This window comes from Micromonospora rifamycinica (genome assembly GCF_900090265.1).
Classification (GTDB): Bacteria; Actinomycetota; Actinomycetes; order Mycobacteriales; family Micromonosporaceae; genus Micromonospora; species Micromonospora rifamycinica.
The window spans coordinates 2391917-2415258 of sequence record NZ_LT607752.1 but is presented as its reverse complement, the minus strand read 5'-3'; the positions used below and the strand labels follow the sequence as shown (position 1 = coordinate 2415258).

The 23342-nt window shown below is 71.9% G+C and carries 18 protein-coding genes and 1 pseudogene; 9 read left to right on the top strand and 10 right to left on the bottom strand.

The window, feature by feature from the left end:
* Positions 1 to 32 precede the first annotated feature (32 nt).
* Positions 33 to 806 (top strand): phosphotransferase, encoded by a 774-nt coding sequence (locus GA0070623_RS09630; protein WP_067313597.1) that lies wholly within the window; start codon positions 33 to 35, stop codon positions 804 to 806.
* A 28-nt stretch (positions 807 to 834) separates the two neighbouring features.
* Here the strand turns inward: GA0070623_RS09630 and GA0070623_RS09625 are convergent, their stop codons facing one another.
* Positions 835 to 1422: a TetR/AcrR family transcriptional regulator gene (locus GA0070623_RS09625; RefSeq protein WP_231932737.1), complete on the bottom strand. Its 588-nt coding sequence runs from the start codon at positions 1420 to 1422 to the stop codon at positions 835 to 837.
* Positions 1423 to 1460: 38 nt separating this feature from the next.
* Here GA0070623_RS09625 and GA0070623_RS09620 point away from each other — a divergent pair, with 38 nt between their 5' ends.
* Complete coding sequence (locus GA0070623_RS09620; RefSeq protein WP_172898383.1) at positions 1461 to 2372, top strand: alpha/beta fold hydrolase; 912 nt, start codon at positions 1461 to 1463, stop codon at positions 2370 to 2372.
* Positions 2373 to 2514: 142 nt separating this feature from the next.
* Here GA0070623_RS09620 and GA0070623_RS09615 read toward each other — a convergent pair whose 3' ends face one another.
* Entirely contained in the window at positions 2515 to 3369 is an 855-nt protein-coding gene (locus GA0070623_RS09615; protein WP_067313601.1) for an alpha/beta fold hydrolase, read from the bottom strand.
* Between the two features lie 51 nt (positions 3370 to 3420).
* Here GA0070623_RS09615 and GA0070623_RS09610 point away from each other — a divergent pair, with 51 nt between their 5' ends.
* Positions 3421 to 4092, top strand: coding sequence for a TetR/AcrR family transcriptional regulator (locus GA0070623_RS09610; RefSeq protein WP_231932736.1), 672 nt, complete (start codon positions 3421 to 3423; stop codon positions 4090 to 4092).
* Positions 4093 to 4223: 131 nt separating this feature from the next.
* On the opposite strand, the gene GA0070623_RS09605 is transcribed toward GA0070623_RS09610, so the two are convergent.
* Both GA0070623_RS09605 and GA0070623_RS09600 read right to left on the bottom strand, forming a co-directional pair.
* Positions 4224 to 4412, bottom strand: a complete 189-nt coding sequence (locus tag GA0070623_RS09605; RefSeq protein ID WP_067313605.1) for a hypothetical protein — start codon at positions 4410 to 4412, stop codon at positions 4224 to 4226.
* Positions 4413 to 4987: 575 nt separating this feature from the next.
* Positions 4988 to 5302 carry a hypothetical protein gene (locus tag GA0070623_RS09600; RefSeq protein ID WP_157517622.1) on the bottom strand — a complete coding sequence of 105 codons (315 nt, stop codon included), beginning with the start codon at positions 5300 to 5302 and terminating at the stop codon, positions 4988 to 4990.
* 220 nt (positions 5303 to 5522) lie between these two features.
* On the opposite strand from GA0070623_RS09600, the pseudogene GA0070623_RS09595 reads away from it, so the two are divergent.
* Positions 5523 to 6889: pseudogene (locus tag GA0070623_RS09595) on the top strand (IS1380 family transposase).
* Between the two features lie 946 nt (positions 6890 to 7835).
* Here GA0070623_RS09595 and GA0070623_RS09590 read toward each other — a convergent pair.
* Both GA0070623_RS09590 and GA0070623_RS09585 read right to left on the bottom strand, forming a co-directional pair.
* The gene (locus GA0070623_RS09590) at positions 7836 to 11129 is read right to left on the bottom strand and encodes an RHS repeat-associated core domain-containing protein (protein ID WP_231932735.1); all 3294 of its coding nucleotides are present in this window, start codon (positions 11127 to 11129) and stop codon (positions 7836 to 7838) included.
* Positions 11130 to 11271: 142 nt separating this feature from the next.
* Positions 11272 to 11445 carry a hypothetical protein gene (locus GA0070623_RS09585; protein WP_157517594.1) on the bottom strand — a complete coding sequence of 58 codons (174 nt, stop codon included), beginning with the start codon at positions 11443 to 11445 and terminating at the stop codon, positions 11272 to 11274.
* Between the two features lie 398 nt (positions 11446 to 11843).
* On the opposite strand from GA0070623_RS09585, the gene GA0070623_RS09580 reads away from it, so the two are divergent.
* On the top strand, positions 11844 to 13109 hold the full coding sequence (locus GA0070623_RS09580) for a multidrug effflux MFS transporter (protein ID WP_067312379.1): 1266 nt from the start codon (positions 11844 to 11846) through the stop codon (positions 13107 to 13109).
* 63 nt (positions 13110 to 13172) lie between these two features.
* A complete protein-coding gene (locus tag GA0070623_RS09575) occupies positions 13173 to 14162 on the top strand; it encodes a sporulation protein (RefSeq protein WP_067312376.1) in 990 nt (329 codons plus the stop codon).
* 205 nt (positions 14163 to 14367) lie between these two features.
* Here GA0070623_RS09575 and GA0070623_RS09570 read toward each other — a convergent pair whose 3' ends face one another.
* Positions 14368 to 14703, bottom strand: coding sequence for a hypothetical protein (locus tag GA0070623_RS09570; protein ID WP_172898502.1), 336 nt, complete (start codon positions 14701 to 14703; stop codon positions 14368 to 14370).
* A 381-nt stretch (positions 14704 to 15084) separates the two neighbouring features.
* Between GA0070623_RS09570 and GA0070623_RS09565 the strand changes: the two genes are divergently transcribed.
* Positions 15085 to 15492 (top strand): hypothetical protein, encoded by a 408-nt coding sequence (locus GA0070623_RS09565; protein ID WP_407937973.1) that lies wholly within the window; start codon positions 15085 to 15087, stop codon positions 15490 to 15492.
* Positions 15493 to 15553: 61 nt separating this feature from the next.
* Here the strand turns inward: GA0070623_RS09565 and GA0070623_RS09560 are convergent, their stop codons facing one another.
* Complete coding sequence (locus GA0070623_RS09560; protein ID WP_084261473.1) at positions 15554 to 17782, bottom strand: HelD family protein; 2229 nt, start codon at positions 17780 to 17782, stop codon at positions 15554 to 15556.
* A 289-nt stretch (positions 17783 to 18071) separates the two neighbouring features.
* Positions 18072 to 19226 carry a LolA family protein gene (locus tag GA0070623_RS09555; protein ID WP_067312363.1) on the bottom strand — a complete coding sequence of 385 codons (1155 nt, stop codon included), beginning with the start codon at positions 19224 to 19226 and terminating at the stop codon, positions 18072 to 18074.
* Positions 19227 to 19321: 95 nt separating this feature from the next.
* Here GA0070623_RS09555 and GA0070623_RS09550 point away from each other — a divergent pair, with 95 nt between their 5' ends.
* On the top strand, positions 19322 to 19978 hold the full coding sequence (locus tag GA0070623_RS09550; protein ID WP_067312360.1) for a response regulator transcription factor: 657 nt from the start codon (positions 19322 to 19324) through the stop codon (positions 19976 to 19978).
* 41 nt (positions 19979 to 20019) lie between these two features.
* Positions 20020 to 21453, top strand: coding sequence for a sensor histidine kinase (locus tag GA0070623_RS09545; protein WP_067312386.1), 1434 nt, complete (start codon positions 20020 to 20022; stop codon positions 21451 to 21453).
* A gap of 118 nt (positions 21454 to 21571) precedes the next feature.
* Here GA0070623_RS09545 and GA0070623_RS09540 read toward each other — a convergent pair whose 3' ends face one another.
* Positions 21572 to 23332: a tetratricopeptide repeat protein gene (locus GA0070623_RS09540; RefSeq protein WP_067312357.1), complete on the bottom strand. Its 1761-nt coding sequence runs from the start codon at positions 23330 to 23332 to the stop codon at positions 21572 to 21574.
* Positions 23333 to 23342 lie beyond the last annotated feature (10 nt).

The following is a 23342-nucleotide window of genomic DNA, read 5'->3' as shown; positions in this document are numbered from 1 at the left end:
GCTGGCGTCGCGGCCCCCGGTATACCGGGTGGATGCGTGAAGAGGTGCTGCCCGGCGGTAACACCACCGGTGCCGTGTTGATCGACGGTGTCGTCCACAAGCGGGCGTCGCGGTGGACCCCCACCGTGCACGCGGTGCTGCGACATCTGGAGGACGCCGGGTTCGACGCCGCTCCCCGCGCGCTCGGCTTCGACGACCAGGGCCGCGAGATGCTCAGCTACCTGCCGGGGGAGACGATCGGCGGTCGGGAGCCCTGGCCCGGATGGGCGACGGCCGACACGATGCTGGTCCAGGTCGGCCGGTGGCTGCGCCGGGTCCACGACCTGACCGCCGGCTTCACCCCACCGTCGGACGAGTGCTGGTTCGTCGGCCGCACGATGGGCCCCGGACTGGTCGTCGGGCACCAGGACGCCTCCCCGTACAACGCGGTGGTGGACGGCGACCGGCTGGTCGGGTTCTGTGACTGGGACACCGCCGGCCCGTCGTCCCGGGAGTGGGATCTGGCGTTCTCGGCGCTGACCTGGGTGCCGCTGGCCGCACCGCGCGACGGCAGCCCGGTGGGCGACGACGACCTGCGCGAGCGCTCCCGCCGGCTGCGTCTGCTGCTCGACGCGTACGGCTACGCGGGCGACCGGGGCGGGTTCGCCGCCGCCGTACCCCAGCGGGCCCGGCGGCAGGCGGACGTGATCCGTCACCTGGCCGACGCCGGGGACGGCGCGGCGACCGCTCTGCTGCCCGTCGCGGCACTGCTCGAACGCTCCGCGACCGACGTCGAAGCCCTCCCGGCGACCTTCTGGACGCACTGACCGCTCCCGGGAACGGGCGGGGTCGGCGTCAGTCCCGGGGGCGGGCGGCGGCTGCGGCGACGGTGGCCAGCTCCTCGGCGGTGAAGCCGGCGCGGCTCAGCACCGCCAGGGACTTGTTCGTCGCCAGCGTGCACAACGCCAGGTCGGCCGCCTCCTGCTCGCCGGCCCCCGCCGCGAGCAGCGCCTGCTCCAGCATCGCCCGCAGGCCGTCGATCGTGGCGCGGACCATCGCCCGGCCGTCGGCGTCGAGGGCGGGAAACTGCGTGGCCGACACGGTGACCAGGCAGCCGTCCGGCACCGTCGGGTCGGCGATGCGGTTCAGGGTGACCCGGAGGAAGGCGGCCACCACGGCGCCCGGGTCCGGATGAGGGCCGCGCAGTGCCTGGTCGTACAGCGGGTGATAGGTCTGCGTGTAGAGCTGGAGGCTGCTGCGGAACAGGGCGCTCTTGTCGCCGAAGGTGCCGTAGAGCGAGCTGCGGCCCAGGCCGGTGCCCCCGGTCAGCCGGTCGATCGAGGCCTCCGACCAGCCCCAGCGCCAGAAGACGTGCATCGCGCGTCGTAGTGCCTCGTCCACGTCGAACTGCTTGCGGCCCGCCATGGTGGTCAGCATAGCCATCTTGTATCGATCGTTCCAAGATGGGTATGGTCGCCGGCATGACAACCTTGAGTTCGCTGCGGTTGCCCGCCGGCTTCACCGACGTCTTCACCAGCCAGCTCGTCGAGCTGGACGGGCTGCACCTGCACGCGGTCACCGGCGGGGACGGCCCGCCGCTGCTGCTGGTCGGCGGGTGGCCGCAGACCTGGTACGCCTGGCGTGAGGTGATGCCCGCGCTCGCCCGTACGCACACCGTCGTCGCCGTCGACCAGCGCGGGACCGGGCTCTCCGACAAGCCCGACGCCGGCTACGACGCCGGCACGCTGGCCGCCGACCTGGTCGCCCTGATGGCCGCGCTCGGGCACGACCGGTTCGACGTGGTCGGCCACGACATCGGCATGTGGACCGGGTACGCCCTCGCCGCCGACCACCCGGAGCGGGTGGGCCGGCTCGCCGTCGTCGACGCCATCATCCCCGGCCTCACGCCGAGCCCGTCGGTCTTCAGCCCGGCCGCGGCCAACCAACGGTTCTGGCACTTCGGCTTCAACCGGCTCGACGACCTCAACGAGGAACTCGTCCGGGGGCGGGAGCGGTTGTTCTTCGGTTACCAGTTCGCCAGGAAGGCCGCCACCCCGACCACGATCCCCGGGTACGCGGTCGACGTCTACGTCGACGCGATCGTCGCGGATCCGCGCGGGCTGCGGGCGAGCTTCGGCTACTACCGGGCACTGGACGAGACCATCGCGCAGAACGAACGGCGGGCGAAGACTCGGCTCACGCTGCCGGTGCTCGCCATCGGCGGCGCGCTCTACAGTGGCGCGCTGGTCGCCCGGACCATGCGGCTGGCCGCCGCCGACGTCACCGAGGCGATCATCGAGGACTGCGGCCACTACGCCGCCGAGGAACAGCCGGCCCGGTTCACCGGCATCCTGGCGGACTTCCTCGCCGGTGGACCGGTGGCGACCGGTTAGCCCGGCTGACCCGTCCCGTGGGTGGCGGCGCGGCACCTCCGGCCGGTCCGCCTCCGGCCTCCGGCACCTCCCGCCGGTCCGCCTCCGGCACCTCCCGCGCCGGGAGCCGGTACACCGGGACGGCGCGGGAGGTGCCGGCCCTTCACGAACGGGTCGGCGGTGCGGTGGCCGGCGCGGTGAAGAACCCGGCCAGCGCGTCCACCAGGTGCTCCGGGGCGCGGTTGAGCGCGTCGTGACTGGCGCGCGGCACCACCAGCGTGCGGGCGTGCGGCAGCACCCCGGCCAACGCCTCGTTGATCGGCTGGTAGTAGGACGGCCCGGCACCGCCGCAGGCCAGCAGCACCTCGGCCGTGACGCCGGCCCACTGCTCCGGCTGCCCGTCGTGCCGCTGGATCAGCGCGCTCTCGTCGAGGGTCGTCGGCAGCAGCTCGCCCATGGTGCGCCCGACCGGGGTCCGCAGGAACAGCCGGCAGAGGGTCGTCCGGACGGCCAGCGGCAGGCGTGACGCGGGCGAGTGGGTGTTGAGGCCGCCGCCGGTGATCGCCAGGGCGCGGGCGATGTCACCCGCCTGCGCCGCCTTCCGTGCGGTGGGCACCCACCCGAGGGGGAACAGGCCGTTGACCTGGATCGCCGCGTCGTAGAGGGCGAGCCGGTCGATCGGCAGGTCGCGTGCGGCGGCGCGCAGGGCCACGAAGCCGCCGCCGCTGTGGCCGATCACGTTGCGGACCCCGGTGGCGGTCAGCACGCTGCCGAGGTCGGCGACGTCCTGCTCGCCGTCGTAGGGCTCGGCGCGGGCCGCCGCGTCGGCCCGGCCCCGCCGGTTGTAGAGGTGCACGGTGAACCGGTCGGCCAGCCGCAGCGCCAGCCGACGGTAGATGTCGATGGTGACGCCGCCCCCGTGCACGACCACGATGCCCGGCCCGCTGCCGACCGAGTGGAGCACGATCTCGGCACCGTCGGCCGCCGGCACCCGCTGGACGCTCCAGTCCTGTTCCATCTCGTCCTCCCCCTGGAAACCGCGAACGGCGTTCGCAGTTAGAGTGTAACGGTGTCCTCACCCGATGAGCCAGGGCGTCCGCAGCTCTGGTCCCGACCGGCGCGGGGCCTGCGCGGTCCCGCCCCGACGCACTCCCGGTACGAGATCGTGGCCGCCGCCATCGCGATGGCGGACGCCGACGGCATCGGCGCGGTCTCGATGCGGGCGGTCGCCGCCGCGCTGCACACCGGAGCCGGCTCGCTCTACCGTTACCTGTCCTCCCGGGACGACCTGCTCGACCTGATGGTCGACCGGACGGCGGGGGAGTTGCGCCCGTACCCGGACGGCAGCGGTGACTGGCTCGACGCGATGCTGCGCCTGGCCCACCGCCAGTTGGCGCTCTACCGCAGGCATCCGTGGCTGGTGGAGATCCTGCCCCGGCCGACCGCCCCCGGCCCGCAGAGCCTGGCCTGGTTCGACCACTGCCTGGCCATCCTGCGGCCGGTGCCGGCGTCCACCGTCACCAAGTTCGAGGCGATCGCCATGATGACCGGGGTGACGTCGCTGTTCGCCCGCCGGGAGTCCGCCGGGCCGCCGGCCGGCTTCGCCGGGATCGACGTGGCGGCGTTCCCGAACCTCACGGCCGCCCTCGCCGCGCCCCCGTCACCGCCCGCACCCCGCGACCTCTTCGAGACGACGGTACGCAGTGTCCTGCGCGGACTGCTCGTCGACGACGCCGGATAGGGCCGGCAGCCGGGCACCCTACGGGCTCCACTCTCGTCGAGCGAACGGCTCGCCCAGGTCGATCCGATGACAGGCCCGGGCAGGGACTCAGGGCTGTCCCACCGGTGTAGCGGTCGCTTCGGCGGTGCGGGTCAATGACGCCGGGACCTCAGCACGACCAGTCCGACGACACCAGCGACCAGTGCCGCAAGCGAGACGATCAGCAACACCCGCGGCAGGGCATCGTTACGCTCGCCCGAAAGCAGCTCGTACCCCGCCCAGGCGACGACCCAGGACGACACGGACGTCAGGTACCAGTACGAGCTTTCAGCGACGCCCATCTTTCTTGATGCGGGCAGCCCGGCGAAGCCCAGCGCGTCCTCGGTCCGCTCGCCGTCGTGGCCGTCCCACGACGCCTATGGCCGGGATCACCTGTTCCCGTTCCTCGGCCCAGCCAGCAACGCCAGGAAGGTGGCAGGGAACGGCACTCCGGAACAGCAGCACTTTTCGTCCACGGCAGTCGGAAGACAGTTGGGCCGAGCAGAACGCACGGCAAGAAGGTGACGAGAAGCCAGAGTCGCGGCGATCGTTTTCCCATCGAATTCCGCCCATCGACCGGTTGATCCGGCTGAATCAGATCCTGCAATTCGAACGGCTGCTTACAGCGTATGCGGGGCGGCCTTCTTCGTCGGGGTTGCCGAGAAAGCTGAACATGTCCTGCTGGGCAGGGCCTACCCGCGCTGGGTTGTGCCGGCACTGGCCGAACCTCGTGAACTCGCAGGACCGCCCTGCCGGCGTTTCCGAACCCGACGGCCGCCCTCCCCGCGCCCCCGTCGCCGTATGTGCCCCGCGACCTCTGGGCGGCGCCGGTCGATGCCGGTTGGCATCAGGCGTGGCTTACAGGTGCAAGCTCGTGCTACTTTTTTCCAGGTTCGACTATCAGCAGTTCCAGTGCGGTTTCCGGCTGGATGAAGGTAGCATGGAATGTCTGCACCTCTTCGCCGGCGGCAACCGCCAAGGTTACCTGCGCCTCCTCCTCCACGTGCAATTCGAGCGGGGCGCTGGTGAGCCAGTCGAGGCGTGCCCTGAAGGCGTGAGGTCCGGGACTAACCTGCAGCATGGTGCTTTCACCCTGCTTCAGCCTGGCCACAACGACGCCGTCGAACTCTATTTGTATGCGGCGTAGCAGTCCCCCCAAGTCGTGCCCGCGACGAACCATAACTGATGCCATCGGCTCCTCCTCAAAGTGTTGCTCTCGCAAGAAGCTGACGGTGGCTCGTGGCGAGCCACCGCCAGCTTAGCCTCGGCCCTTCGTGAAGGGCTGTCCAAGGAGTGGGCCGGAAACGAAGAAGTGCCTTCTGATCAGGGAAAATGGGGCTTGTCGAAGGTCCCATGTTCCTGTCACGGAAGGCACTTGCTGGGTGAAGGCTACCGCAACACGTCCGAAGATCATGGTGACCGGGGGTGGGCGGGGCGTGGTGGGCCACGTCGGTGCCCGCCTCCTCGCGGAGTTGGCCGACGCGACCGGGTTGACCAGCGCGTTCGGTGAGGCCCTGGCAGGGTTACGGCAGCGGCAGGGCGGGCACGATCCAGGCCGGATCGCCGTGGACCTGGCGGTGATGCTGGCCGACGGTGGTGAGGCGATCGCTGATCTGGCGGTGCTGCGTGACCAGGCCGGCTTGTTCGGGCCGGTCGCCTCCGACCCGACCGCCTGGCGGCTGCTGTCGAAACTGGACGAGGCGACACTCGCCGTGTTGCGGTCCGCTCGGGCCAAGGCCCGTGAGGTCGCCTGGGCCCAACACTTCGACACCCGCGGTGATTTGCCACGGGCCTGCGTGGCCGGCCTGCCGGTCGACGGTCTGGTCCTGGACATCGACGCGACGATCGTGCTCTGCCACTCGGAGAAGGAATCGGCGACCCGCACCTGGAAGAAGACGTTCGGCTTCCATCCGTTGCTGTGTTTCCTGGACAACACCGGCGAAGCCCTCGCCGGGCTGCTGCGCGAAGGCCGGGCCGGCTCGAACACCACCGCCGATCACATCACGGTGCTCGACCAGGCCCTCGCCCAGATCCCCGACCAGCATCGCTATGGCATCCCGATCCTGCTCCGCGCCGATTCGGCCGGTTCCAGCCACGGATTCCTCGCCCACATCCGGTCCTTGCGCGAGCAGCACCTGAACATCCGGTTCTCCGTCGGCGCCGCGATCACCGAAGCGGTGCGTGCGGCGATCCGGGCCGCGACCGGCTGGGTTCCTGCCGTGGACACTGACGGTGACCTGCGCGAGCATGCCGAGGTCTGCGAGATCACCGGCCTGTTCGAGGCGACCGGCTGGCCGCCCGGCACCCGGTTCCTCGTCCGCAGGGAACGCCCGCACCCCGGCGCCCAGCTGTCGCTGTTCGACACCTCGAAGGGTGGCGGCATCAAGTCGTCGCCACCGACACCCCACCCGGCGGCGGCAGCGTCCAGTTCCTGGAGGCCCGCCACCGCGGCCACGCCCGCGTCGAGGACCGGATCCGCTGCGGGAAGAACACCGGCTTCGGTCGGTTCCCGTCCCGGCACTTCGCGATCGATCAGGCCTGGCTCCACCTCGCCCTGACCGGCATCGACCTGCTCTCCTGGACTCAGGTCCTGCTCCTGGACGGCGAGCTGGCCACCGCCGAGCCGAAGAAGCTGCGTTATCGGCTGCTGCACGTCGCGGGCCGGATCACCCGCACCGCCCGGCGAACACGCCTGGCCATCGCCGCCAACTGGCCCTGGACCGACGCCCTGACCAGCGCATTCAGCAAACTCGCCGCGCTACCCCGACCAACCGGCTGACCCCGGACTTCACGCCCCGACCAGCAGAACGGAGGAACCCGGCCCCGCGCCGGGTCCTCACCATGCAACCAAACCAGCAACAATCACACAAATCAATCACATCGAGAAGCAGCTATGACACCGCACTCAAATGAAAGACCGAGGCTAGGCATCGCTACGTTCGCCCGAAAGCAACTCGTGCCCGATCCAGGCGCCAACCCAGGGCGACACGGACGTCAGGTACCGGTACGAGCTTTCAGTGACGCCCGTCATTCCTGGTGTGGTCCGCCTGGCGAAGCCCCTGTGGACACTCCTGTTCATTCCCCGTGGTGGCTGCTGCTGTTGTCGTTGCGCGGTCTGAGCAGGCCGACCGTGCTGCGATGAGTGACCCGGTCTGTCACCGTCCGTGCCCGAGACCTCTTCGAGGGGACGGTACGCGGCATCCAGCCTGGATCGTTCGGTGAGGAAGCCGCGTGAGTCGGCGGTAGGGCTGTCGTGAAGTCGTCATGCCTGTTCTCGATGGTGGGCGTGCCGGCGGAAAGGTCCAGCGCGGCTGCTATTCGTAGCCCTTGACAACCATATCGATGGCGCTTCTTGGTCTAAGGAACGTGCCAGTGAAGCTCGTGGCCCTCCCCCGAGCCGTCGTTTCCACCGTTACCACGTCGCCCGTGGTCAGTTCCAGGGTCAACGGCGGACTCCGGAGCCAATCGAGCCGGGCTTGCACGACATGGCTACCCGCACCGATTTCTATCGAAATTCGATCAGAATTTCCCAGCTTTGCGGCTAATTGTCCATCTACATATATGCGAAATTTCCTGCCCGCGCCGATCGTGTCTATTCCCCTGACAAAAATAACGGTCGGCATCCTGTTCATCCTTAGTGCATCGATTTCTGGGGTGGGTAAGGTTGGAATAAGTTCACGGGGGTCTCCGGCGGGTTGCCCGGAGATCCCCGTGAACTGGCTGATCTAGCTAATCAAAAAGCCGGCGACGCCCCATGCTGCTTGCTGCGCGGCGTCTCCCCAATTGACGGGCTCGCCCTTTTGGATGTTTTCACACACGGACTTGTAGCCACCACCGATTGCGGAGCCGGCTGCTACGCCCGCATAAACTGCGCCAGGTCCGAAATATGACAGGGGGGCGGCGATAATTGCGGCAGAAGCGCCGACGACGATCATGCCTCCGAGTTCGCACTCCCAACTCTGCCCGGTGGGATCGATGAAATTGGTTGGGCTGCAGCCAGCATAAGCGTACCGATTCCCATGCTCCGGGTTGCCGATGAAGCTGAGGTTGTCCTGTTGGGTGAAGCGGCCCTGGGCCGGGTTGTACCAGCGCTGGCCGAGTTTGGTGAACCCGGTGGTCGAGTCGTAGGTGCCGCCGGTGTAGCGGATGAGGTTGGTCTGGCTGAGGTCGTACTCGTCGGTGGTCGTGCCGTTGCCGTACGGGTCGTAGCGGTAGGTGGCCGAGACGGTGCCGTCGGCCTTGACGATGGCGACCGGTGAGCCCAGCGCGTCGAGCACGTAGGCGTGGTCGACGGAGCCGAGCCGCAGGCCCAGGGGGGTGCCGGTGCCGTCGCGTTCGACGTAGGCGGTGGAGCCGTTGGCCGTCCAGGACTGCAGCCACGGCATGCCGTGCTGGTCCTGCATGCCGTACCGCAGGGTGGCCGTGGCGGTCTGGGTCAGTTCGACCTGGTCGCTGCCGGCGTAGGAGTAGCTGCCGCTGTTGGCGCCGGTCATCTGCTTGGCCGGGTTGTAGGTCACCGGATTCACCGTCGGCGTGCTGGTCCGGGTCTGGTTGCCCCGGTTGTCGTAGGTGTTGTTGGTGGTGGTGATCTGGTTGGCGGTGTTGTAGGTCAGGGTCTGGGTGGTGGTGCCGTCGACCTTGACGCTGGTGCGGTTGCCGTTGCTGTTGTAGGCGTATTCGTAGGTCTTGCCGTTGTAGTCGGTGGCCTTGGTGAGGCGGTTGGCCTTGTCGTAGGTGAACTGGCTGACCGCGCCGCTGACCTCGTCCTTCTGCCACTGGCGCAGGCCGGTGTCGTCGGCCTTGGCCGTCGAGCAGGGCTGGCCTGCGGTGTACTCCGCGTGGCAGTAGGTGACGTCGAAGACGGTGGCCGGGCTGGCCGAGTTGCGGGTGGCGGTGATCCGGGTCGGCCGGTTGGACTTGTCGTACCTCGTCTGGGTCCGCAACGCCCAACTGCTGTTGGTCTCGTTGGTGGCGAAGTACGTGTAGGTGCGGTTGCCGTCCTTGTCGTACTGGAAGTTGTAGCGGGTGGCCCCGGCGGTGTCCATCCGGACCAGCCAGTTGCGGGTGTTGTAGTAGTACGTCGTGGTGCCCCGACCATCGGTCAGCCCCACCAGGTTGCCCACTGCGTCCGGCACGTACGTGAGGATGCCACCGCCGGGGTTGTTCCGCTCGCGGAGCCGGTTGAGATTGTCGTACGACCAGGTCGTGGTGCCGCTGGCGTCGACCCGGGTGAGCAGGTTGCCGGTGCCGCCGTAGTCGTAGGTGACCGACGGCTGCGTGCCGCAGCCCGAGTAGTCGATCTGGGAGATCCGGTCGTCCAGGCTGTAGGTGTAGCTGGTGGTGCAGCCGTCGTTGACGGTCTTCAGCCGGCCGTACGGGTCGTACGTCATGGTCCTGGTCGCCAGGCCGTTGCCGGTCGGCGGGGTGACCGTGGTGAGCTGCTTGCTGCCGTCGTAGCTGTAGTTGGTGGGGTTGCCGGTGTTGGCCGGGTCGGTCGAGGTCTTGACGGTGCCGTCGGAGTTGTAGTCGACCTCGGCCTTGGCGGCGAGGGCGTCGGCGGTGGAGGTGCGGTTGCCCGCGCCGTTGTAGGTGTAGGTGGAGCTGTTGCTCTGGGTGTCGATCGAGGACGACGGTTGGAAGTTGGCCGTCGGGTTCGTCGAGGTCGCGGCGTTGGCGTAGGCGGCGGAGGCGCTGGCCCCGGTCGGGGACTCCGACTTGGTCATCGACTCACCGGCGTTCGCACCGAAGGTGTTGGTGACCGTGGAGTTCTCGGGGCTGACCGAGGTCGCCACGTCGCTGTACGGCGTGTAGGTCTTGCTCTGCTCGTTGCCGGCCGGGTCGGTCGCCTTGGTGACCCGCTTGTTGCTGTTCAGGTCGTAGGTGGTGTGCGGCACCGCCGAGACCGCCAGCGAGATGTCCTGCCGGGCGTCGGCGACCAGCGTCTGGCTGGAGGTGGGGTATGCCAGCCGGGTGGTGGATCCCTGCATGGTGGCGTTGTCGGTGACCTGGGTCAGCGAGGTGACCCGGTGCTGGCCGTCGTAGGTGATGGTGACGTAGGTGTTGTCCTTCGTGGTGATCTTCGTGAGGTCACCGGCGGTGTCGTACTCGAACAGCACCTTGCGCCAGGTCGCCGACTGGATCTTCTGGAGGCGGCCGTTGCCGTCGTAGGCGTACGACACCTCCCGCCAGCTGCCGTCGCTGCCGGTCTGCCGGTACTTGCTGATCTTCCCGCTGGTCCACGTCGCCGCCGCCGTACGGGCCGCGGTGGGGCCACGGTCGGAGGTGATGCCGGTCATCTGTCCGCCGCTGTAGGCGACGTCGGTGACGTTGTCGTTGCGGTCCTCGGTCTTGTCCAGCAGCCCGTCGGAGCCGAAGAACAGCTTCCGGCCGCTGTCGTGCTCGGTGAGCTTCCAGCCGCTGCCGTTGTGCGCCAGGGTGGCCTTGAACTCGCCAGGCGTGGAGTAGCCGGAGCCGGAGGCGGTGAACTTGCCGACCACGCCGTCGGCGGCGGCGTACGTGACCGAGTCGTCGTCGGCCGGGTAGAGCTTGACGTCCTGGCCGGCCCGGGTGCGCCAGCCCGCGCCGTGCGCGCCGGTGGCCAGATCGCTGCCCAACAGCAGGCTGTTGAAGGTGGCGCCGACGGTGACGTCCCCCGCGACGCCCGGCAGCGTGAGCTCGGTGCTGCTCAGCATCAGGTTGCCCGAACCGACGTTGACCTTGGCCTGGAGCCGGTCACTGAGCGAGAAGGACAGTTGGGTGGCGTTGCGCACCGGGCCGGTGCCCTTCGGCACCGACGGCGCGGCCCCGGCGAGCGAGGCGCCCCGGGACCGGGTGGTGTCCGGCGTGTCGAAGAGCCACACCGAGGACTTCGACTTCGGAGACACGACGGGCTTGCCCGCTCCGTCCCGGCCTGCGGGTGCGGGTGCGGCGGCGGTCGCCGCCCCACCCGACGGAATTACCAGTGCTGATGTGGTCAGCAGGGCGGACAACATCCCCGCGACCATGGTGCGTTGACCCACAAATATCTCCCCGATGAATCCAGTGGACGGATTTCCACTGGTGTGGAGCCATACCGAAAAGCCGCACGCTGAACCGGATGGACCCGGCGCAGGGCGGGCGTGAACGACGCCCGCATGGACGGGTGTCGACAACGGCCGAGAGTCAGACCGGCGAGGTGTCTTCCGGGCAGGCGGACGTGCGCCCTGCCGCCGGGTCGGCGGGAAGCTCCGCCAGCACGGCCAGGTCGTGGTTGACGCGGCGCGCGGCCCGCACGACGGCGGGCACCACGATGGCCAGGAAGAGGGAAATTGCTACGAGCGTGAGGGCGGCGGTCATCCGCATGCCCCTGGGCACGCCAATAATTGGCGACGATTGTTCATTGCTGCACCGAGTCCCCGTTGTGGTCGCCTGTCGGCGACCATGAAAAGATCATCCGCTGTCTGGACAGTGGTCCATATAGGTCGCGACTCGACACGACCGGATCCCCGAACAGCCCCCGTGTTTCCCTTGCTGCCCGACAAGCGTCTGGTCACGAAGTTATCCATCGATCAAATAGCTGTCAATAAAAAACACAACCGGCCAGGAGGAAAGCCGGAATTCTCATCTAAACGGACGTATGAGTTACTCTCCGTGTTCTGCTTTCCTGCTGACAGTGGACGTCGCCGGCGCGGCGGCACGATTCCCGGCCGCACCGTCCCTGACGCCATCCGAATCAGATCGTCTAGGGTCTATGGGTGACCCTGCCGAAGGTCGACACGCCGCCCACGCCGTCACGGCGACGCCGCCCGTCGGGCACCCCGTCCATGGTGGCGCTGGTGCTGCTGACCGGGGTGGGGCCGTTCGCCACCGACGCGTACATCGCCGCCCTGCCCGAGCTGCGGCGCTCCCTGGAGACCAGCGCCACCGTGGCACAGCTGACCCTGACCGCCTTCATCGTCGGGATGGCCGCCGGCCAACTCCTGCTCGGGCCGGTCAGCGACGTCCGGGGCCGGCGGGGCATCGTGGTGGCGAGCACCCTGGTCTTCGCGCTGCTCTCGCTGGTCTGCGCGGTCGCCCCGACCGGCTGGCTCCTGGTCCTCGCCCGGCTCGGCCAGGGTGTCGCCGCCGGCACCGGGCTGGCGCTCGGCCGGGCCATGGTGACCGACGCCTGGCAGGGCGCACAGGCCGCCGCCCGGTTCGGCAGCATCGCCTCGGTGACCTTCCTCGGTCCGGTGCTGGCACCCGCCGTCGGCGGGGTGATCCTCGACCACGGCACGTGGCGTACCGTCTTCTTCGCGCTCACCGGGCTCGGGGCGGTGATGGCGGTGGCCGCGCTGGTCGGGCTGCCGGAGACGCTGCCCGCGCACCGCCGGCAGGCCGGCGGACCACGCCAGGCGGTGGCCCGGATGACCGACCTGCTGCACGACCGGTCGTTCCTCGCCCATCTCGCCGTGCTCTGCCTGGCCGTCGCCGGCTTCTTCACCTACATCGGTGGGTCGTCGTTCGTCTTCCAGACCGTCTACCGGGTGGACGAGGCTGGCTACACGCTCGTCTTCGCCACCAACGCCGCCGGGATGGCCGCCTCCGGGCTGCTGTTCCGGGTGCTGGTGGTGCGGGTCGGCGCGGCCCGGCTGCGGGCGGTCGGGGTGGCCGCGTCCACCGTGGCCACCCTCGCCCTGCTGGTCGTCGCCCTGGTCGACAGCCGGGCCGCGTTGCCGCTGGCGGTGCCGTGGGCGCTACTCGCCGTGGTGGTCACCGGGATGGGCCTGACCCTGCCGGCGACCACCGCGCTGGCCCAGGAGGCGGGCCGACGCTCCGCCGGCACCGCCGCCGCCCTCCAGGGTGGCCTGGGCTTCCTGGCCGGCGCGCTGGTCACGCCCCTCACCGGTCTCCTCGGGTACGCCACCCTGCTACCCATGGCGTCGGTGATGGCGGTCTTCTTCGTGGCGGCGTCCGGGGCGCTGATCCTGCTGGCCCGCCGCGGCGTGCCCTCTCAGCCACTTCCCAGCCCTACCGTTTAGGGTGCGCCGGGTAACCGTGCGTGCTCCACGGTGGAGTACGCCGACCGTGAAGCGGGAGTTCCGATGGTCTTCAAGAAGATGCTGAGCGCGTTCGGTGTCGGTGGGCCCAGCGTCGACACCGTCCTGGCCAACCCGAACACCCGGCCCGGCCTGACCCTCGACGGCAACGTGAACCTGGTCGGCGGCGACGCCCCGGCCAACATCGAACAGATCGGCCTCGGCCTGGTCACCCGGGTCGAGGTCGAGAGCGGTGACGGCGAGTACGCCGGGGTGATGGAGTTCCACCGGATGGTGGTCAGCGGCCCGCTCCAGCTCGCGCCGAAGCAGCAGCTCGCCATCCCGTTCCAGTTCCCGGTGCCGTGGGAGACCCCGATCACCGACGTCTACGGTCAGCGCCTGCACGGCATGACCATGGGTCTGCGTACCGAGCTGGCGATCGCCCGCGCGGTCGACAAGAGCGACCTGGACCAGGTGAACGTGCACCCGCTGCCGGTGCACGAGCACATCCTGGGCGCGTTCCAGCAGCTCGGTTTCCGGTTCAAGCACGCCGACCTGGAGCGGGGCCACATCCGGGGCTCCCAGCAGACGCTGCCGTTCTACCAGGAGATCGAGTTCTTCGCCGCGCCCCAGTACGCGCAGGCCATCTCCGAGGTCGAGCTGACCTTCGTCACCAGCCCGCACGGGGTCGAGGTGGTGCTGGAGTGCGACAAGCGCGGCGGCTTCCTCAGCTCCGGGCACGACGTGTTCGGCCGCTACACCGTCGCGCACACCGACGCCGACCGGGTCGACTGGGCGCAGGTCGTCGACGGTTGGCTGCGCGAGACCACCTCGACGTACGGCAACCTGCGTGCCTCCTCCGGCTTCGGTGCCCCCACCCACGGCTACCCGATGCACGGCCAGGGCCACGGGCACCACGGCCGGGGTCCGGGGATGGGTGGCGTGGTGGCCGGCGCGGCGCTCGGCGTCGCCGGCGGCCTGGTCGCCGGGGAGCTGATCGAGGACGCCTTCGAGGGTGACGACGACGGCGGCGACTTCGGCGGTGACTTCGAGTGACCGCCGGGCGGTGACCGACCACGCGGGTGGGTGACCCACGACGGTGGGCGACCTCCGGCGGGCGGCCCCGGCTCCGAGGCGGTCAGGCCGCCGGGCGCCCACCGCCACCCGCCCGCTGCGTGCGGCGGCTGACGTAAGACGGCGATGGCCCCCGGGGAAACCCCGGGGGCCATCGTTCTCCGCAGCTCGCGCTGCGCAGCTGTGGTCAGCGACGACCCCTGCGTTCCGCGCCGGAGCGCCGCGCCGAACCCGCCTTCGCCAGGCCCCGGCTCACCAGGTAGGCGCCGGTCAGGGCGGTCAGGAACCACCACGCCTGGTTCGGGTTGTTGATGTTCAGGCCGTTCGTGGTGGTGCCACGCCAGAAGGCGGAGATCACCACGACCGCGACGGCGGCGGCATAGACCCAGAACTCGGTGGTCAGGAACGACTGCTTGGTCTCCGTACCCGGAGACATCATCGGTTCCCGGTGCCCGTCGTGCATCGCCGGCATCTGCCGGGTCTGCTCGTTCATCATGGCGTTGCGCTGGGCGGTGTCCTGCATCGGCCGGTTCATGGGCCTGGTGGATGCAGCCTGCGTGCTCATCTGGTCCTCCTCAGGATTTGATGAGTACCTGCACTCCCTCGCCCCGCTACCGCGGTCGGCCACGGCACGGTTCACCTGCTGTGGCGGGGGCACCCTGGGTCTACCCCCCGACCGTGAGCAGGTAACACCGACCGGCACCGAAAATGTCGCCGCCGACCGGCCCACGGCGCGCAGTCCGCGACACTGCCCCTCCGCGGCCCGCGACCGGGGCTGGGAGGCGTTCCGGCGACGTCCGGGCCGGGGCACCCCCGCCGTGGTACGTCGGCGCGGGGCCGGTTTGGTCGGCACCGCAGCGGGCAGGCAGCGGGTCACCACCACCACTGCTGAGAGGTGATGAACGTGGCCGAGAGCGACAGGATGCGACAGTCCGCCCGGCAGGCCGAGGAACGGCTCACCGCCGGCGTGTACGGCCCCGGGGCGCTCGACGAGGTGACCGTGCCCCAGGTCGACGTGACCCGGGCCATCCAGGAGGACGACCCGGACGACGTGGCCGACGTGCCGATCGACCCGGAGGTGCTGCGTGACGGCGGCCCGACCAGAGGGCAGGGCGCGGTGACCACCACCGGCGGCACCGCCGGCCCGGCCAGTGTGCGCCGGGTCGCCCGGCAACCCGAACGGCACCCGGGCACGGTGGCCCCGACCACCACCGGCGACGCCGGCACCGGAGGCCTGAGCACCCCGACCGGCGGCGCCGTCAGCGACCAGGCCGCCAGCGCGGTCGAGATCGGTGACTTCTCCGACGACTGACCGCGGGGGCGGCGGGGTCGGGACAGACCGGCCGGGTGACCCGCCCCCCACATCAGCACTGTCAGGAGGCGGGACGGAGCACGCCCAGCCGCTGGGTGGCGCGGGTCAGCGCCACGTAGAGGTCGCTGCGCCCGCGCGGGGACTCGGCCACGATCCCGTCCGGGTCGACCACCAGCACCGAGTCGAACTCCAGCCCCTTGGCCTGGCCGACGGTCAGCAGCACCACCCGGCCCTCCAGCTCGGGCTGCTCGCCGACCCCCGCCTCGGGCAGCGCGGCGAGCACCGCGCCGGCCAGTTCGGCGGCCCGGCCGGCCGGCACGATCACCCCGAGCCGCCCCTCGTCCAGCCCGGCGGCCTCCCGGTTGGCCGCCTCGACCAGCTCGGCGGCGAGCCGGTCGGCGGCGACCGTCCGGTCCCACGGCGGCACGCCGCTGCGGCGTACCGAGCGGGGTGGGCGCAGCGCCGGGTCGATCCCGGCGAGCACCTCGGCGGCGACCGCCATCACCTCGGCCGGGGTGCGGTAGCTGACGGTCAGCTCCTCCAGCCGCCACCGCTGCGCCACGTACGGCTCCAGCGCCTCGGCCCAGGACGGGGTGCCGGCCAGCGCGCCGGTCTGGGCGACGTCCCCGACGATGGTCATCGACCGGCTCGGGCAGCGGCGCATCAGCAGCCGCCAGGCCATCGGGGTCAGCTCCTGCGCCTCGTCGACGATGACGTGGCCGAACGCCCAGCTCCGGTCGGCGGCGGCCCGCTGCGCGGTGGTCAGCCGGTCGCCCTCCTCCTGCCGTTCCAGCAGCCGGTCGGCGTCGATCAGGTCGGTGACACCGAGGATCTCGCCACCGTCGGCGTCGTCCTCCACGTCGATCGAGCGGGAACCCCGGGCGATGTCCAGCACCCCCTCGGCGTACTCACGCTGGAACGAGCGCAGCCGCTCCCGGCGGGCGGTGGCGGCCCGTTCGTCCTCGCCGAGCAGCTCGGCGCTCTCGTCCAGCAGCGGCACGTCGGCCGGCGTCCAGCCGTCGCCCGGCGGACGGTGCAGCAGGGCACGTTCGGTGTCGGTGAGCATCGGCGCGGCGGCGGCGATCCGCTCCGGCGAGGCGTACAGGTCGTCGAGGAACTGCTGCGGGGTGAGCACCGGCCAGAGCCGGTCCAGCGCGGCGGTGACCTCCGGCTCCTCGCGCAGTTCCCGGCGGATCTCGGCGCGGTCCGCCTCCTCCAGCAGGTTGTCGCCGCCGAGCGGGTCGGCGCCGATCCGCTCGGCCACCTGGTCGGCCAGGGCGTGCACGATCTCGATGTCGAACTGGGCGCGGGCCAGGTTGTGCGGTCGACCGGTGCGCCGGACCCGCTCCCGGGCCAGGCGCACGGTCGCCGGGTCCAGCAGCAGCACCTCCCGCTGGGGCAACTCGATCTCCAGCGGCTCGTCGGGCACCCACTGCCGGTCGCGTACGGCGGCGGCGAGCACCTCGGCCAGCACCGCCCGGCCCTTGACCGCGGCGGTCCCGGCCGGCTCGGCCCGGCGGGCGTTCACCCCGGGGAAGAGGTCGCCGGGGGTGCTGAGCAGCGCGCCCGTCTCGGCCAGCGTCGGCAGCACCTGCGAGATGTAGCGCAGGAAGGTGGCGTTCGGCCCGACCAGCAGTACGCCCCGGGTGGAGAGCTGCTGCCGGTGGGTGTAGAGCAGGTACGCGGCGCGGTGCAGCGCGACGGCCGTCTTGCCGGTCCCCGGCCCGCCCTGCACGACGAGCACCCCCGCCAGGTCGGCCCGGATGATCCGGTCCTGCTCGGCCTGGATGGTCTCCACGATGTCCCGCATCCGGCCGGTACGCCCCGCGTTGAGCGCGGCGAGCAGGGACGCCTGACCGGTCAGCTCCTCGTGACCGGTGGGGGAGGCGGACTCGATGTCCAGCACCTCGTCGTTGAGGCCGGTGACCTTGCGCTCGCGGGTGCGCAGGTGCCGCCGCAGCCGTACCCCCTGCGGGTTGGCGGCGGTGGCGAGGTAGAAGGGGCGGGCGGCGGGTGCCCGCCAGTCCATCAGCAGCGGATCGTAGTCACTGTCGTTGTCGAAGATGCCGATCCGGCCGATGTAGCGCCGGCTGCCGTCGGTGCCGTCGAGCCGGCCGAAGGCCAGCCCCTGGGCGACCGCCGAGAACTGCCTGACCTGGTCGGCGTACATCCGCAGGGCGCTGTCCCGTTGGGAGCGGTCCTGCTGGGTGCCGCCGCCACCGGCCCGCAGCGCGTCGGCGAGCCGGTTGCCGGCCTGCTCGCGCATGGCGTCCAGCCGGCCGTAGAGCATCGAGACGTACTCCTGCTCGCGGCCGATCTCGTCGTCGTGGTGCCGCAGCTTGTCCGGACTGATCGACAAGCCGTCTCCTCGTGCTGAAAAGGCCGCTGGAACGGTGTTTCGGCCGTTCCATCTTCTCTTTCGGGAACTGCTCAAGATACCGCCTGCGGCGGCCCGCACCAAGCCTCCCGCCAGGCCGGGCGGGCCGGCTACGGAAACCGGACAGGCCACCCCGGACAGCCTACGGGGGTCCGCACCGGCTCCCGCCGGCCCGGACCCCCGGGGGTCGTGGCGTGTCGGGTCAGCCCCGCGCCGCCTGGTACAGCCGCTCCGGCGTGACCGCTCCGGCGAGCACCCGCCCGTCGTCGGTGAGCAGCACGCTGAACAGCTTCCCGGCGAACAGCCGGCCGCTGCCCCAGTCCCCGCTGACCTTCGGCAACCCGTTGAGCAGGTCGAGGGCCTGCGCCGCTTCGGGACCGTCGGCCGGTCCGGGCTTCGCCGCACCGCCGGCCGGGGTCCGGGCCGCGTCCGCCTCGCCCGTCCGTGCCACCAGCACCGTGGTCCAGCCGTCCCCGACGGTACGCAGACCGGCGTCGTCGCCGTCCCCGGACCGCTGCGCCGCACCGGGCTTCGACCCGACGCCGGGCTTCGACTGCGCCCCGTCCCGGGCGTGCGGCCGGTCACCGGTGGCCTCGGTCACCTTCACCCCGGGCGGCGGGTTGAAGGTGAACTGGTCGGCGTCCGGCCGCTGGTAGTCGACCTGGGTGAAGGCCACCTCGAACGCCGGCTGGTCGGCGCCGTCGGCGAGCACCTCGAACCGCAGCGGCACGTGCTCGGTGGCGTCGATGGCGATCCGCACCTGGTGCACCAGGGACGCCTCGTCACGCGGAGTGAGCACCAGCTCGTACGCGTCCCGGCCGGCGACGGTGGCCGACCGGCCGGTGGTGACCAGGGTGCTCGGGTCCACGGCGGCCAGCGCCCGCTCGGCGGCGTCCTGCGGGGTGATCGGCAGCGCCTCGTCCGCCGTCCGCCCGGTCGACTCCGGCAGGGTCCGGTGGGTGGCCTTGTTGGCCCGGCTGTCCCACGTCCACAGGTCCCGGCCGGACCGGATGACGTCCCGTTCGCCGAGGGTGTCCAGCAGCGCGACCCGCTGCCGGTCCGGGCCGGAGTACCAGACCCGCAGGGTGTGCGTGCCGGCGAGCAGCGCGGCGTCCCCACCGGCCAGGCCGACCAGCGGCGGCAGCCCGAGGTCGGCGCGCTGCACCACCGTGCCGGAGAGCCCGTCCAGCCGGGCGGTCTGTAGGTCGACCAGGAGCTGGGCGGCGCTGCGCGGGGGCAGGGCTGGCTCGGCGTTCGCCGCGAACGTGCCGATCGCGGCACCCCCGCCGACGACGGTGACCGCGGCGGCCAGCGGCACCAGCCACCGCAGGGTGGAACGGTTCTTCAGTACGGACATGACGGCACCTCCTGGGACCATCCTGCCGGTTCGGTGCTGTGAGCCGGCTGAGGACGCCCGCCCGGCCGGTCGCGTCGAGGTGGCACGCTGGGACGATGCGGGTGCTGGTGGTGGAGGACGAGGCGCGGCTGGCGGCGGCGTTACAGCGTGGCCTGACCGCCGAGGGGTTCGTGGTGGACACGGCGGGCACCGGGCCGGCCGGGTTGGACGCCGCCCGGCACGGCGGTTACGACGCGATGATCCTCGACGTGATGCTCCCCGGCCTGTCCGGTTACGAGGTGGTCCGCCGGTTGCGCGCCGACGAGCGCTGGCTGCCGGTGCTGATGCTCTCGGCCAAGGACGGCGAGTACGACCAGGCCGACGGGCTGGACTGCGGCGCGGACGACTACCTCACCAAGCCCTTCTCGTACGTGGTGCTGGTGGCCCGGCTGCGGGCGTTGCTGCGGCGGGGCGCTCCCGAGCGGCCGACCGTGCTCGCCCTCGGTGACCTGCGGCTCGATCCGGCCCGCCGACGGGTCACCCGGGCTGACGTCGAGGTGGCGCTCACCGCCCGGGAGTTCGCGCTGCTGGAGTACCTGATCCGTCGGCCCGGGGAGGTGATCTCCAAGACCGAGCTGCTCGACCACGTCTGGGACGCGAGCCTGCGTACCGCGCCGAACGCGGTCGAGGTCTACGTCGGCTACCTGCGCCGCAAGATCGGCCGGGACCGGTTGGAGACCGTGCGGGGCGCCGGTTACCGGCTGATCCCGTGAGCCGGCTGCGCTGGTCGGCGCTGGGCCTGCGGGCCCGGCTGATGGTGCTCGGGGTGGCCGGGCTCTCGGTCGGCCTGGCCCTGGGCGGGGTGGTGCTGCTGGTGGCGTTGGGGTGGACGCTGCAACGCACCGTCGACGAGGAGGCGTTCCGGACGGCCGACGCGGTGGCCCGGCTGGCCGCGGAGGACGCCCTGCCCGATCCGCTGCCGGTGGCGGGCGGGCAGCTGCGGGTGCAGGTGGTCGACTCGGCCGGACGGATCCGGGCCGCTTCCATCGACGCCGACCGGCTGGTGCCGATGGTCCGCCCCGACCAGCTCGCCGGGGAGGGCCGGCGACGGACGGTGGTGCCCGGCCAGCGGCTCGGCTGGCAGGGGCCGGTCCGGGTGGTGGCGGTGCCGGCCCAGGCGGCGGGGGAGCCGGTGACCGTGCTGGTGGGTCGCTCCACGGTGGACGTCCGGCACGCCACCCAGGCCGCCCGGACGGTGCTCCTGGTCGCCTTCCCGCTGCTGGTGGGGCTGCTCGCGGTGGTCGCCTGGCGGGTGGTCGGGGCGACCCTGCGGCCGGTCGAGGCGTTGCGCAGCGGAGCCGCCGAGATCACCGGCCGGGACGCGGCCGACCGGTTGCCGGTGCCCGCCTCGCAGGACGAGATCCACCGGCTGGCGGTGACCCTGAACGACATGCTGGACCGGCTGTCGGCGGCCCGGGCGCGGCAGCGGTCGTTTCTCGCCGACGCGGCACACGAGCTGCGCAGCCCGTTGACCAACATGCGTACCGAGCTGGAGGTGGCCCAGCGGCTCGGTGACCGTTCCGACTGGCCCGCCGTCGCCGCCGACCTGCTCGTCGACACCGAGCGGCTGGGCCGGCTCGTCGACGACCTGCTGCTGCTGGCCCGGCTCGACGAGCAGCCGGCCCGGCCGCCCGGCCCGCCCCGCGAGGCGGAACCGGTGGAGCTGGGTGGGCTGCTCGCCGAGGTCGCCGCCCGCCGGCCGGGACCGCGGGCCGCCGGCACCGCCGTGTCCGGCCCGGGGTCGCCCGCGTCGCCGGTCGTGGCGGGGTCGCCGGTCGTATCGGGGTCGCCTGCGTCGCCGGTCGTGACCGTCGCCGTGGCGGGGTCGGCGTGGACGGTCGGCGTTCCCGACGAGTTGCGACGGGTGCTGGGGAACCTGGTCGACAACGCCGTCCGGCACGCCCGGGAGCGGATCGTGCTGGCCGTCGAGCCGGCGGTGGACGGGGCGTACCACCTGGTGACGGTGACCGACGACGGGCCGGGCATCCCGGCCGCGGACCGGGAACGGGTGTTCCGGCGGTTCACCCGGCTCGACGAGGGCCGGGCCCGGGACGCGGGCGGCGCGGGCCTGGGCCTGGCCATCGTCCGGGAACTGGTCCGTCGGGGCGGCGGCACTGTGGAGCTGGCCGACGCCGGCCCCGGACTGGTGGTGCGGCTGCGCCTACCGCTCCTACCGGAGCCCGACTGACCGTCGCCGGGCCGCTCCGGTGACCGGGCGGCTACTCCGGTGCCCGGGCGGGGGCGACCCGGACGTGGTGGCGGCCGCAGGGGTGCGGCCGTCCGGGTCGTCCGGCCGGGGCGGTGGGTCAGCGACGGGCGGTGCAGACCCGTTTCGCCCGGGCCACCACGTCGGTGGACCAGACGACGGCGACGGTGAAGCAGTAGTCGGTGGTGCGGTCCAGGCCGTGCACGACGAAGCTGTCGGTCCCGGGCGGCAACGTCTCGAACGGACGCGGATCCTGCCCGGCCCGGCCGGCGGACAGGATCACCGGACCCTCACTACCGGCCGGGTACGTCCAGCTCAGGGTGATGCCGTCGGGCCGGTCGCGCAGGGTCACCCGACCCGGTGGGGTGCCGGGTGACGCGGGCGGCGCGGCCGGTGTGCCGGCGGTGCTCGGGGTGGTCCCGGGGTTGCCCGGCGCGGCCGGCGACGGGTCGCCGGAACCGCCCACCCCGGACACCCCGGCGATCACCGCGACGGCGCCGAGCAGCACCACCGCCACGCCGGCCGCCACCATCGGCACGGCCCCCGGTCGACGCGGCGGCGGGGCGTGCCGGCGGGGCACCAGCACGGGCAGCAGCCGGGACCGGTCCACCGGGACCGGTGCGTGGACCCGGCGTACCCCGGCGGCCTCGTCGTCGGCGCGACCGTGCGTCGGCGGCGGGGCGTACGGGGTTTCGCGCCGGCCGGCGGGCGTCCCGGCCGGCCAGCGTCCGTCGTCCCCGATCCGGCCCGATCCGGCCGGGTAGTCCGGCGCGGTGGGGTAGTCGGATGCGGTCGGATAGTCCGGGCCGGTGGGGTAGCCGGTGTGGCCGGTGCCCCCGGCGTGGTGCCCCGCGTCCGGGTAGCCGGAGCCGGGACGACCGCCCGGCGGAAGGTAGCCGCCCCCGGCCGGGTAGCCGTCCCCCGGGTAGCCACCCCCCGAGCCGTCCCCGGGGTAGTCGTCCCCCGGGTAGCCGCCTCCCGGATAACCGCCTGCCGGGTAGCCGTCCTCGGTGGGCAGCCGCTGACCGGGCACCGTCGGCGGGTACGTCTCGTCGGGCGGCGTCACCCCGACCGACCAGGCCGGCGGATCGGGTGGCCCCTCGGCGGGCGGCGGGGTGCGGGCGGCCGGCACCACCGGTGCGTCGCGCTCCGGGGCGGGTTCGTCGTCGCAGACGTGGTCCGGGTCGGCGGCGGCCCGGGCCAGCGCGGCCACCTGCCGGGCCAGCGGGTCGTCGGGGGCCAGGTGCTGGCGGGCCAGCTCGCGGGCGAGGGCGAGGTTGTCGTGCGCCTCGTCGAACCGGCCGCAGTCGCGTTGCATCGCGCCGAGCCGGGCGAGCATCTTGATCCCGCTGGCGTGGCCGTCGCCGTACACCTCGCGGTGCAGTTCCCAGGCGTCCTGGAGGCGCTCCCGGGCCTGGGCGCACTGGCCGCGGGCGTACTCCACGGTGGCCAGGTCGGCGTGCGCGGCGAGCACCCGCAGCGATTCCGGACCGTCGTGCGCGGTCAGCTCCAGGATCACCTCGGAGTAGAGCCGGGCGGCGCGGGCGTCGCTGCCGACCCGGTGCAGCACCGCCGCCAGGGTGGCCGCCGTCGAGATGGTCCGCTGGTCGGAGATGCCGTACAACCGGCTCGACGCCGCGTACGCGAAGGCCGCCCAGCCCCGTGCCGAGTGCGGCTCGCCGAGGGTGACCAGCAGTCGGGCCTGGAGCCCGGCGGCCTCGGCCAGCTCGGGGGAGGCGTGGTCGGGGCGGGGGTCCGCGTCGGTCAGCGCGTCGGCGAGCAGTCGTTGGGCACCGGCCAGGTCGCCGGCGGACACCAGGTGCTGCGCCTGGAGGGTCAGTTCACCGAAGCCGGAAGACACGCCCCATCGT